General features: G+C 46.6%; 10 protein-coding genes and 1 other RNA gene. 10 read left to right on the top strand and 1 reads right to left on the bottom strand.

Annotated features, from left to right (window positions below):
• Window positions 1–170: 170 nt before the first annotated feature.
• From rnr to Selli1_RS12200, 7 genes are all read left to right on the top strand, one after another.
• Entirely contained in the window at window positions 171–2,309 is a 2,139-nt protein-coding gene (rnr, locus tag Selli1_RS12230) for a ribonuclease R (RefSeq protein WP_087252474.1), read from the top strand.
• A gap of 3 nt (window positions 2,310–2,312) precedes the next feature.
• Entirely contained in the window at window positions 2,313–2,780 is a 468-nt protein-coding gene (gene smpB / locus Selli1_RS12225; protein WP_087168077.1) for an SsrA-binding protein SmpB, read from the top strand.
• 30 nt (window positions 2,781–2,810) lie between these two features.
• Window positions 2,811–3,053, top strand: coding sequence for a hypothetical protein (locus Selli1_RS12220; protein ID WP_087168076.1), 243 nt, complete (start codon window positions 2,811–2,813; stop codon window positions 3,051–3,053).
• Between the two features lie 29 nt (window positions 3,054–3,082).
• Window positions 3,083–3,904, top strand: coding sequence for an alpha/beta hydrolase (locus tag Selli1_RS12215; protein ID WP_281873120.1), 822 nt, complete (start codon window positions 3,083–3,085; stop codon window positions 3,902–3,904).
• 87 nt (window positions 3,905–3,991) lie between these two features.
• Window positions 3,992–4,345: a transfer-messenger RNA gene (gene ssrA / locus Selli1_RS12210) on the top strand.
• A gap of 201 nt (window positions 4,346–4,546) precedes the next feature.
• Window positions 4,547–4,735, top strand: a complete 189-nt coding sequence (locus Selli1_RS12205) for a type II toxin-antitoxin system HicA family toxin (protein ID WP_118636460.1) — start codon at window positions 4,547–4,549, stop codon at window positions 4,733–4,735.
• Window positions 4,736–4,770: 35 nt separating this feature from the next.
• Window positions 4,771–5,169 carry a type II toxin-antitoxin system HicB family antitoxin gene (locus Selli1_RS12200; protein ID WP_118636461.1) on the top strand — a complete coding sequence of 133 codons (399 nt, stop codon included), beginning with the start codon at window positions 4,771–4,773 and terminating at the stop codon, window positions 5,167–5,169.
• Window positions 5,170–5,270: 101 nt separating this feature from the next.
• Here the strand turns inward: Selli1_RS12200 and Selli1_RS12195 are convergent, their stop codons facing one another.
• The gene (locus Selli1_RS12195; RefSeq protein ID WP_087168073.1) at window positions 5,271–5,645 is read right to left on the bottom strand and encodes a PH domain-containing protein; all 375 of its coding nucleotides are present in this window, start codon (window positions 5,643–5,645) and stop codon (window positions 5,271–5,273) included.
• Window positions 5,646–5,804: 159 nt separating this feature from the next.
• Between Selli1_RS12195 and Selli1_RS12190 the strand changes: the two genes are divergently transcribed.
• From Selli1_RS12190 to Selli1_RS12180, 3 genes are all read left to right on the top strand, one after another.
• Window positions 5,805–8,267 carry a glycoside hydrolase family 3 protein gene (locus Selli1_RS12190; RefSeq protein WP_281873118.1) on the top strand — a complete coding sequence of 821 codons (2,463 nt, stop codon included), beginning with the start codon at window positions 5,805–5,807 and terminating at the stop codon, window positions 8,265–8,267.
• Between the two features lie 85 nt (window positions 8,268–8,352).
• Window positions 8,353–9,945 (top strand): hydroxylamine reductase, encoded by a 1,593-nt coding sequence (gene hcp, locus Selli1_RS12185; protein WP_281873116.1) that lies wholly within the window; start codon window positions 8,353–8,355, stop codon window positions 9,943–9,945.
• Window positions 9,946–10,201: 256 nt separating this feature from the next.
• Window positions 10,202–10,972 carry an ABC transporter ATP-binding protein gene (locus Selli1_RS12180; protein ID WP_087252475.1) on the top strand — a complete coding sequence of 257 codons (771 nt, stop codon included), beginning with the start codon at window positions 10,202–10,204 and terminating at the stop codon, window positions 10,970–10,972.
• The last annotated feature ends 22 nt before the right edge of the window (window positions 10,973–10,994 follow it).

The raw sequence follows: 10,994 nt of genomic DNA, 5'->3' as shown, positions 1-10,994 counted from the left end.
AATGGTCTTTAAAAATGGTTTGTAATATATTCATAAGTCTATTATGCAGGAAAAACACATAAAAAGAAACCCCCAATTCCCCCATGAATGGGGGCTAGGGGGCTGAAGTGTCGAAGACACTTTTTTAACCATATCAGATAGAATAGAAGGGAGTATGTGAGGTACAGATAATGGAAAGACAATATGAGAAAAGAAAGAAAATGGTATACCAGTTCATCTGTGACGATTTCTATGTCCCGATGAAGATGAAAGAAATGGCCTCCGTCCTTCAGGTGAAAAAGGAAGAGAGGCAGGAGTTAAAAGAAATTCTGGATGCTCTGGAATCCGAAGGAAAGATCCACAAGACCCAGAAAGGAAACTATGTAAAAGGTCAGGGGAACAGGCTGACCGGAATCTATCAGGCCCATGCCAGAGGATTTGGTTTCGTATCCATCGAGGGATCGGATGACGATGTTTTTATCCCGGAAGAGGAATCCGGCGGTGCCCTGCAGGGAGACGAAGTGGAAATCCAGATCACAAGAGGTGCAGGACCAAAGACAGGACAGCGGCAGGAAGGGAAAGTCATCAAGATCCTGAAACGCGGGATGTCCCGGATCGTCGGCTATTATCAGAAAAATAAATCATTCGGATTTGTTCTTCCGGATAATCAGAAGTTTTTACAGGATGTGTTTGTGCCTGAGGAAAAATCAAAAGGAGCGGTGACCGGACACAAGGTCGTTGTAAAGCTCACTTCCTACGGCGGAGACGGGAAAAAGCCGGAAGGTGAAGTCGTGGAGATTCTCGGACATGTTAACGATCCGGGAACCGATGTGCTGAGCATCGCCATGTCCTACGAACTTCCGATTGAATTTCCGGAGAAGGTAATGAACCAGGCGGAGCGTGTGGCAAAGCCTGTCAGCGAAGCAGACCGCTTTGGAAGAAGAGATCTGAGGGATGTCCGGATGGTGACGATCGACGGCGAGGACGCCAAGGATCTGGACGACGCGGTTTCCCTGGAAGTACGGGACGGAAGTTTTTTTCTGGGCGTTCACATCGCGGATGTGACCAATTATGTGCAGGAAAACAGTGCCCTGGACCGGGAAGCAAAAAAACGCGGGACAAGCGTTTATCTGGCGGATCGTGTGATTCCAATGCTTCCGCACACCCTTTCCAACGGAATCTGTTCCCTAAACGCGGGAGAGGACCGGCTGGCGCTGAGCTGCCTGATGAAGATTGATGAAAACGGTACGATCGTGGACCATGAGATCTGCGAGAGCGTGATACGGGTTGACCGCCGTATGACATATACAGCGGTGAAACAGATTCTGGAAGACGAAGATGAAGAACAGTGCCGGAAATATGAGGAATTCATTCCGATGTTTCGGGAGATGGCAAGGCTTTCCTCCATTTTGAGAGAAAAGCGCCACAGACGGGGGGCGGTGGACTTTGATTTCCCGGAAACGAAGGTGATTCTGGATGAGCAGGGACGCCCGGTCGAGTTGAAAGCGTATGAGAGAAATACGGCGACAAAGCTGATCGAAGATTTCATGCTTGCGGCCAACGAGACAGTGGCGGAAGATTTCTTCTGGAGAGAGATTCCGTTTGTCTACCGGATTCATGAAGCGCCGGATGAGGAGAAGATCCGCAAACTTGCGATTTTCCTCCACAATTTCGGCTATACGATGCATATCGGCAATCATGAAGTGCATCCAAAAGAGATCCAGAAGCTCCTTGCCAAAGTAGAAGGGAAGCCGGAGGAGCCGATGATTGCAAGACTGGCACTTCGCTCGATGAAACAGGCAAAATATACGCCGGAAAATGAAGGACATTTTGGACTTGCGGCATCCTGCTATACTCATTTCACTTCCCCGATCCGGCGTTATCCGGACCTTCAGATCCACAGGATCATCAAGGAGACGCTTCGCGGCCGGATGGATGAAGAGCGGATCCGGCATTATCAGTCGATTCTCGAGGAAGTGACAAAGCACGCAAGCGAGACCGAACGCCGGGCAGAAGAGGCTGAGCGGGAGACGGTCAAACTGAAAAAAGTACAGTATATGAAAAATTTCATCGGTGAAGAGTACGAAGGTGTGATCTCCGGTATCACCAAGTGGGGCATGTATGTGGAACTTCCAAATACCATCGAGGGACTGATCCATGTAGTGAATATGACGGATGATCATTATGAGTATATCGAAGACCGCTACGAGATGCAGGGCATCCACACCGGAAAGACTTACCGGCTTGGACAGAAAGTATGCGTCCGTGTCATGGCGGCAAACGAGCTTCAAAGGACAATCGACTTTGAGCTTGGAAAGGAAGGGGACTAGGAGATGGCAAAGACAGGTGTAAAACTGATCGCCAACAACAAAAAAGCATATCATGATTATTTTATTCTTGAGACTTATGAGGCCGGAATTTCCCTTGCAGGAACCGAGGTGAAATCGATGCGGATGGGAAAGTGCAGTATCAAAGAATCCTTCATCCGCATCGAAAACGGGGAGGTCTTTGTGTACGGAATGCATATCAGCCCGTATGAGAAAGGAAATATTTTCAACAAAGATCCGCTCCGGGTACGCAAACTCCTGCTGCACAGGCAGGAAATCAACAAACTGCTTGGAAAAATGAAAGAAAAAGGAATGACACTCGTGCCTTTGAAAGTGTATTTAAAGGGCAGTCTTGTCAAAGTGGAAATCGGGCTGGCAAAAGGAAAGAAGCTTTATGACAAGCGTGCGGATATTGCCAAAAAAGATCAGGCAAGAGAAGCGCAAAGAGATTTCAAAATTCGCAATTTTGGGTAGATTCAAAGTGAAAAGGAAGGTATAATAGAAATGGTACCAGTAACAAAAAAAGATCTCAGAAATCTTGTTTCCCAGACAACGATCGAGACATATGAAGAGCTTACACCGCAGCTGATCCAGCTGATTGATATGACGAAGAAAAATCCTGATCTGACAGACGCGCAGAAGTCGGACGAGATTTCACTTCATATGCTTGGATATGTGAAATCCTGTACGAATGAAATTATCATCGAGGTACTTGCAGAAATTCTGGGACTGGAAGATGAAGAATAAATAAAATATAAAATGGGGAGGACCGGCGCATGGTATACGAGACAATTCCTGTAACAATCAAGGGCGAGGAAACAAACGCAAGGTTATATACATATTTCTGGAGCAATTCAAAAGAGCTTTATGATGGACGAAAAAGGCCCTGTGTTCTGATCTGTCCGGGAGGCGGCTATGCCATGACATCGGACAGGGAGGCAGAAGGTCTGGCGGTACGGTTCATGGAGATGGGATATCATGCGGCAGTGCTCCGGTATTCAATTGTTCCGGATGATGTATTTCCGGATGCATTCATTCAGGCGGCTGCATGCATGAAGATGCTTAGAGAACGCGCAGAAGAATGGTTCATTGATCCGGACAGGATTCTAATTCAGGGATCCTCGGCAGGAGGACATCTTGCTGCCATGGTTTCCACCTACTGGCACATTCCGGAGCTTGCCAACATTCTCGATACCACATCGGAGATGATCCGTCCGAACGGACAGATTTTAAGCTATCCGGTGATCACAGCCGGCACATTCCGGAACGAAGGCTCCTTTAAGAATCTTCTGGGTGCCCAGGCGGAGGAAAGTATGGAAGAAGCATGTTCTCTGGAACTGAATGTTTCAGAGTACACACCGAAGACGTTTATCTGGCATACATATGAGGATCAGTCCGTTCCGGTTCAGAATTCCCTCCTCTATGTAAATGCGCTCGTAAAGGCCGGTGTTCCGGTAGAGTTCCATCTCTTCCCGAAAGGAGAGCACGGACTTGGAACAGCGACTGAGTTAAGCCTTTCCAGTGACGGAAGAGGCGTGGAGGCTCAGTGCGGCCAGTGGATGGATCTTGCAAAAGCATGGATCGACCACAACATTTAGAAAAAGAGCTGAAAGAAAGACCGCGGGCGGGCCTTGACAAGGTCAGGCCGCCTGCGTATAATAATAGAACAACTGTCTGCAAAACCAGGGCTTGTACTGGTTTCGACGGGGGTTTTAAAGTTGGAGAAGCCATCCGCGGGACGGGACCGCGCAGTAAACCGTAACTTAAAAATAAACGCAGACAATAATAAATTAGCGTACGCTGCCTAATTTCGGCAGCAGTCGGCTCCGGACTTCCCGCGGTTCGGATCACCGGCTTCGACACTTGCGGGGCACTTCGTCTCCAAAGCTTTGAGGAGGTGGAAGATTTTATGAAGCTACCGAAGATTGCAGCCTGTCATTAGGCGGCAGTCCGGGGGAATCTTAAAATAATGACTGTGATGGGAGATGCTCCGATGGAGAGGCTTTCGGACGCGGGTTCGATTCCCGCCAGGTCCATAAGAAAAGTGCCGTGTTTACGGCACTTTTTCTATTATGTGGCTTTAGCCAGTTAAGCGTGGTGGAGTTTTTCGCGTTCCGAAAAATGTAGGCACGCTTAACAAAAAACCACTATTGACGGGTGGTCATGGTTTTCATGCACCATTGACATACGTAAAATTACGTGTTACTATAAAGGCATGATAAGGAAAGGAGATACAAAAGATGCCAATGACTCCGAAAGAGATGATAAAATATCTCAAGAAAAACGGATTTGAGGAAATCAGGCAGAATGGTTCCCATGTTACCATGAGGAATCGAACTACTGGAAAAACAGTAGTTGTTCCTTATCACTCCAAGGCCATGAAAAAGGGATTGGAGCAGGCAATACTTAAACAAGCAGGGCTCAAATAAGCCCTGCGCCTGAAATGAGAATGGAGGTATCATGTATGAATAAATTATTTTATCCGGCAATCTTTCATACGGCAGAGGAAGGTGGATTTTGGGTAACTTTTCCGGATTTTCCAGAGTGTCTCACTGAAGGCGATGATTTGCAGAAAGCTTATGAAATGGCAGTGGAAGCCTTGGGTATAGTATTAGTAGGCAGAAAAGAAGATGGAGAAGTCATTCCAGATCCTACACCGATTAATGAGTTGAATGTAGAGGATGGTGCCATTGTGATCGTAGGATTTGATATGCTGGAATATCAGAGAAAGCACAATTCAAAGGCGGTCAAGAAGACTTTGAGTATTCCGGAATGGCTGAATGAAGAAGCAATAGAAAAGGGAGTGAATTTTTCACAAGTTCTTCAGGAAGCATTGATGAATAAATTGAATATCAGAAAATAATAAACTGCACATATAGAGAATATGAGTCCTTAGATACAGGAGTAATTCCGTCTGGATTTGTAAGAAAAGCGCCGCAAATACGGCGCTTTTTCCATGCTGTTTTATAAAATACAGGAAGAGATCAGTCTTCCGATTTCTCTTATATCTCCTCCGGCAGAAAACTCAAATGTGACATTACCAAGGCCGCTGAAGTAGAGGGTCAATTCGGAATCCATATCAAAGGTTCCGGCTGTTTCGATAGAAAATGCCTGAACTTTGGAATACGGAAGGGAAGTAAAATCCTTTTTGGATCCGGTAATGCCTTGTACATTGCAGGCGATCAGTCGTTTATTTGTGAATACCACATAGTCCCGCAGAGCACTGTAGTACCCGACGATTTCTTCACCATAAATCAAAAGATCCAGGATTTCTTTCGGAAGATGCTTTTCTTTTGCTTTACTGAGTTTGAATACTTTTTTGTTCTGAAAATCAATCATAGTCTGTCCTCCGTTTTTCTTTTATCATAGCATATGGAAGATGTCTGTTCAATTATGAGCAGAGGTATCTTTCGTATTGACAACATAGTAAAACGATGTAAAAATTTATATATAAATCAAGCAAAAAAGAAGCTGAAAATCTGAAATGAGGTGAGGAACATGCACTTTGAAAGAAAAGAAACCATGTTTACAGGAACAACAAGCAGGGAACCGGAAGCATATGAGAAACTTCATGGGGAAATTGCGCGCCGGGCAGCAGAAGAGGGGATTGTCCTTTTGAAAAATGAGGAGCATCTGCTTCCGCTCAAAAAGGGAAGTAAACTTGCGCTGTTTGGTTCTGGTGCGTCCAGAACAGTCAAAGGAGGCACCGGTTCCGGAGATGTAAACGAGAGAAGAAGTATCAGCATCTATGAAGGTTTGAAAAATGCCGGATTTGAAATTATGACGGAGAAATGGCTCCATGAATATGAAGAAGAATATAAGGGAAAACGGTTGGAATGGAAAGAAGCGATTCTTGAAAAAACAAAAAGCGGAACAGATTTTTTCACCGCATATTCCACTTCTCCATTTCATGTTCCGGCAGGACCGGAAATTTATACTGTCGATGCAGATGCGGCAGTTTTCGTCCTTGCCCGGAATGCAGGGGAAGGGGCGGACAGACGGGCAGAAAAAGGAGATTATTTTCTGAGCGATGAAGAGTATACCCTTCTTTCCGATGTCTGTGACAGATTTGAAAAGGTCATTCTGTTGCTGAATTCCGGCGGAGTTGTGGATTTGTCATTACTTGAAAAGCTTCCGCAGATTCAGGCAGTACTGGCAGTATCACAGCCGGGCCAGGAGGGCGGCACTGCCGTGGCAGATGTTATCAGCGGGATTATTTCTCCAAGTGGAAAATTGACTGATACATGGGCATTTTCTTATGATGACTATCCGAATGCCACAACATTTTCGCATAACAACGGAAATGTTGAGGAGGAGAAGTACGAGGAAGGCATCTATGTTGGATACCGTTATTTTGATACCTTCGAGATTCCGGTACGTTATGGATTCGGGTATGGAATGTCCTATGCGTCTTTCTCCATAAATACGGCACGTATCGAAACATCAGAAAATGGGGAGGTACGAGTCACAGTCAAAGTGAAAAATAACAGCCGGGAGTTTTCCGGAAAAGAAGTGGTTCAGCTTTATGTATCCCTTCCAGTCGGAAAGATTGAAAAAGAGTTCCGTAGATTGTGCGCTTTTGCCAAGACCAGGATACTGGCTCCGGGAGAAGAGGAGACGGTTGAGATGACTTTTGATGCCGGAACACTGACTTCCTTTGATGAAAGCCGGGCAGCATGGATTCTGGAAGCGGGATGCTACGGAATCTATGTGGGAAATTTCCTTGCGGAAAGCACACTGGAAGGTATCCTTGATGTAAAACAGGAGAAAGTGCTGGCAGAAACAGAGCATATCTGTCCACTAAGAGAAACTCTGGAGGAGCTGTCTGTTCCGGCTGAAAAAATCCGGAAGCGGTATGAAGCGCTGATAAACAATACGGAGAATGTGCCGCACTTTTCCTATGATCTGGACGGACTTGATACTATCCGGTATTGTTACGATTATAAAGAGCCGGGGGATGAAGCGGCGGAAATCACCAGTGGGCTGTCCGAGGATCAGCTGATCCTGCTTGCTGTGGGAGATCCGGGAAGCGGACAGGGAAGCAATCTTGGCGCAGCCGGGATTTCGGTGCCTGGATCTGCAGGTGAGACCAGCTTCTGTGCGGCCGGACAGGGAGTAAAAGCGATTGTTCTGGCTGACGGACCGGCAGGTCTGCGCCTGAGTCAGAATTATGTGGTGTACGATGGAAAAGTGCAGACGATTCCGTTTGAAGCGGCGATTGAAAGAGGATTTTTTTACGATGGGCCGGAACAGGAAGGAGATATTTATTATCAATATTGTACGGCGTTCCCTGTCGGAACACTTCTGGCTCAGACGTGGAATGAAGAATTGATCCGGGAAGTTGGCAATGCAGTGGGCGAGGAGATGGAACGTTTTGAAGTGACGCTCTGGCTTGCGCCGGGAATGAATATCCACCGGAATCCTCTGTGCGGACGGAACTTTGAGTATTATTCGGAAGATCCGTTCCTCAGCGGAAAAATTGCCGCAGCCATGACAAAAGGAGTGCAGAAGCACCCTGGATGCGGAACGACTGTGAAGCATTTTGCCTGCAATAATCAGGAGGATAACCGGAGCGGATCCGACAGTATTCTTTCGGAACGAACCCTTCGGGAAATCTATCTGCGCGGCTTTGAAATTGTTATTCGGGAAGCGCAGCCGCTTGCAATCATGACAAGCTATAATCTGATCAATGGTATCCATGCGGCAAACAGTTATGATCTCTGTACGAAAGCGGCCCGCTGTGAATATGGATTTCAGGGATTGATCATGACGGACTGGACAACGACGCAGCTGAGTGAAGACTGTACGGCTGCGGGATGCATTAAGGCAGGAAATGATCTGGTAATGCCGGGAGAACCAGAGGATCAGGAAAGTATCCGGCAGGCGTTGTCTGATGGAACGATATCACAGAAGGAACTCCGGGACTGCGTCACAAGGATTGTGCGGACGACATTAAAATAATATAAAATCTGTTGTACTTACAACATATTTTGCTTTCTGATTCCTGTATACTGGCCATGGAACGAAACAGTAAGGAGGACAGAAAATGGAAAAGCAGATGTTTTGTTATCAGTGTGAACAGACGGCAGGGTGCAGCGGATGTACCGGGAAAGCGGGAGTCTGTGGGAAGACAGCAAGGACCGCAGGCCTTCAGGATGAACTGACCGGGGCGCTGATCGGACTTGCAAGGACGTGTGCGTCCAATCCGAAGACAGAAAATACGGACCGGTTGATTCTGGAAGGTCTGTTTGCTACTGTCACAAATGTCAATTTTGATGATGAAGCCATTGAAAGGCTGATTGATAAAGTAAGAGCAGAAAAAGAGCAGATTGCGCCGGGCTGCGCAGTATGCGAAGCAAAGTGCGGGAACACCGATGAATATGATATGAAACGGATCTGGGAAGCGCAGGAGGATATCCGGTCATTGAAATCTCTGATCTTATTTGGAATCCGGGGAATGGCGGCGTATGCTTATCATGCCATGGTACTGGGCTATGTGAATGAGGAAGTCAACACCTTTTTCTACAAGGCATTATCTATACTTGCAGAGGACTGGGGAATGGAAGAACTTCTTCCGGTGGTTATGGAGACCGGAGCAGTGAACCTGAAATGCATGGAACTGCTCGACCGTGCCAACACGGAAACATTTGGAAATCCGGAGCCGTCAGAAGTATCCTGGAAAGTGGAAAAAGGGCCGTTTATCGTTGTAACCGGTCATGATCTCTATGATCTGAAACTTCTTTTGGAACAGACGAAAGATCTGGGAATCCAGGTTTACACCCACGGAGAGATGCTCCCGGCTCATGCATATCCGATGCTTCGGAAATATCCGCATCTGAAAGGAAACTTTGGAACCGCATGGCAGAATCAACAGAAGGAGTTTGCAGACATTCCGGCACCGGTTCTTTATACGACAAATTGTCTGATGCCGGTAAAGGACAGTTATACGGACCGGGTATTTACAACGGAAGTAGTAGGATATCCGGGCATGGTCCACATTGGTGAGGACAAAGATTTTACCCCGGTGATCCAAAAAGCACTGGAACTTGGTGGATATGAAAAAGATATGGAATTTACAGGAAGCAACGGCGGCAGCACCACAATGACCGGATTCGGCCATCAGGCAGTTCTGGGTGTGGCGGGTCAGATCATCGCAGGTGTGAAAAGCGGAGCGATCCGGCATTTCTTCCTGGTAGGAGGATGCGATGGAGCCCGCCCTGGAAGAAGCTATTATACAGAGTTTGTAAAACAGGCACCAAAGGATACGGTGATTTTGACACTGGCCTGCGGAAAATACCGGTTTAACGATCTGGATCTGGGAACAATCGGAGGAATCCCGCGGATGCTCGACATGGGACAGTGCAATGATGCCTACAGTGCCATCAAGGTTGCACTGGCACTGGCAGATGCATTTGGATGTGGTGTTAATGAACTGCCGCTGTCCATGATTCTGTCCTGGTATGAACAGAAAGCGGTCTGCATTTTGCTGACGCTTCTTCACCTCGGCATCAAAAATATCCGGCTTGGCCCGACACTGCCGGCATTTCTTTCAAAAGGTGTGGCGGAGTATCTGATAAAAGAATATGGAATTGCTCCGGTTACAACACCGGAAGAGGATTTAAAGACAATCTTAGGATAAGAAGCTAAGAAGAAGGATGTTTCCACAATCAGGAGACATCCTTTTTCTATGCGCAGGAAGAAACCAGATTAGAATCTACGGCTTAAAATGACAATTTGCAAATTTGAACAGTATTTTTTGCTGACTTGTACTGGAAAATAGAACGAAACGATTAAGATGTTATCTTTTAGTCAGAATCTATTGACAAATGCCTACCTTGCTATATAATATAGTCAAGAGAAGAACCTTATCATACAAGGTAGACTGGAGGGAAATCATGGGAACAGTGTTAGAAGTGCAGGATATTATTAGAAATTATTCTAAAAAAGGCGATGGAGCCCGTCCGGCAGAGGATGATATCAAGGTCATCCGCGGGATCAGTATGAAAGTCGAGAAGGGAGATTTCCTTGGCATTATGGGAAAATCCGGATGCGGAAAGTCAACGCTGCTCCGGGTGCTCGGACTTCTGGACCGGCCGACAGAAGGAAAAATTTATTTTGAAGATTTTGATACGGAAGAATTGTGGAAAGATGAGCTGGCAGACATCCGCAGAAGGAAGATCGGATTTATCTTCCAGGACTACTACCTGATGGACAGTCTGACGGTGAGGGAAAACATGATTCTGCCGATGATTTTAGACAAGGCGGATTCCGCGGAAATGAAAAAGCGGGCGGAAAAATATGCGGAACAGTTTGAGATTTCGCATCTTCTTGATAAGAAGCCGACGGAGCTTTCCGGCGGAGAGAAGCAAAGAGCCGCGATCTGCCGGGCGCTGATCAATGACCCGGAACTGATTCTGGCGGACGAACCGACGGGAAATCTGGATTCCAAATCCGGAAAAATTGTTCTGGATGCACTCAAAGAGATTAATAGATGGGGAAAGACTATCATCATGGTGACCCATGACCCTCAGATGGCGAGCAATTGTAAGCATGTGATTTTGCTGAAAGATGGCGTGATTTTAAAGACACTGGACCGCAAAGGAGACGATGAAAAAGAGCGGGAACGCTATTATCGGGAGATTCTCGGAGAAATGGAGCAGCTTTAAGTGAAACAACAAGAGACAGGCG

The organism is Sellimonas catena (genome assembly GCF_027924685.1).
GTDB classification, from domain to species: domain Bacteria; phylum Bacillota; class Clostridia; order Lachnospirales; family Lachnospiraceae; genus Sellimonas; species Sellimonas catena.
The sequence above is the reverse complement of the archived record's forward strand: the minus strand, read 5'-3'. Positions and strand labels throughout refer to the sequence as shown.

Excerpts from the sequence above, each read along its gene's own strand:
- rnr (WP_087252474.1), top strand. The coding sequence starts at position 171 with ATGGAAAGACAATATGAGAAAAGAAAGAAAATGGTATACCAGTTCATC.
- smpB (WP_087168077.1), top strand. The coding sequence starts at position 2,313 with ATGGCAAAGACAGGTGTAAAACTGATCGCCAACAACAAAAAAGCATAT.
- Selli1_RS12220 (WP_087168076.1), top strand. The coding sequence starts at position 2,811 with ATGGTACCAGTAACAAAAAAAGATCTCAGAAATCTTGTTTCCCAGACA.
- Selli1_RS12215 (WP_281873120.1), top strand. The coding sequence starts at position 3,083 with ATGGTATACGAGACAATTCCTGTAACAATCAAGGGCGAGGAAACAAAC.
- Selli1_RS12205 (WP_118636460.1), top strand. The coding sequence starts at position 4,547 with ATGCCAATGACTCCGAAAGAGATGATAAAATATCTCAAGAAAAACGGA.
- Selli1_RS12200 (WP_118636461.1), top strand. The coding sequence starts at position 4,771 with ATGAATAAATTATTTTATCCGGCAATCTTTCATACGGCAGAGGAAGGT.
- Selli1_RS12195 (WP_087168073.1), bottom strand. The coding sequence starts at position 5,645 with ATGATTGATTTTCAGAACAAAAAAGTATTCAAACTCAGTAAAGCAAAA.
- Selli1_RS12190 (WP_281873118.1), top strand. The coding sequence starts at position 5,805 with ATGCACTTTGAAAGAAAAGAAACCATGTTTACAGGAACAACAAGCAGG.
- hcp (WP_281873116.1), top strand. The coding sequence starts at position 8,353 with ATGGAAAAGCAGATGTTTTGTTATCAGTGTGAACAGACGGCAGGGTGC.
- Selli1_RS12180 (WP_087252475.1), top strand. The coding sequence starts at position 10,202 with ATGGGAACAGTGTTAGAAGTGCAGGATATTATTAGAAATTATTCTAAA.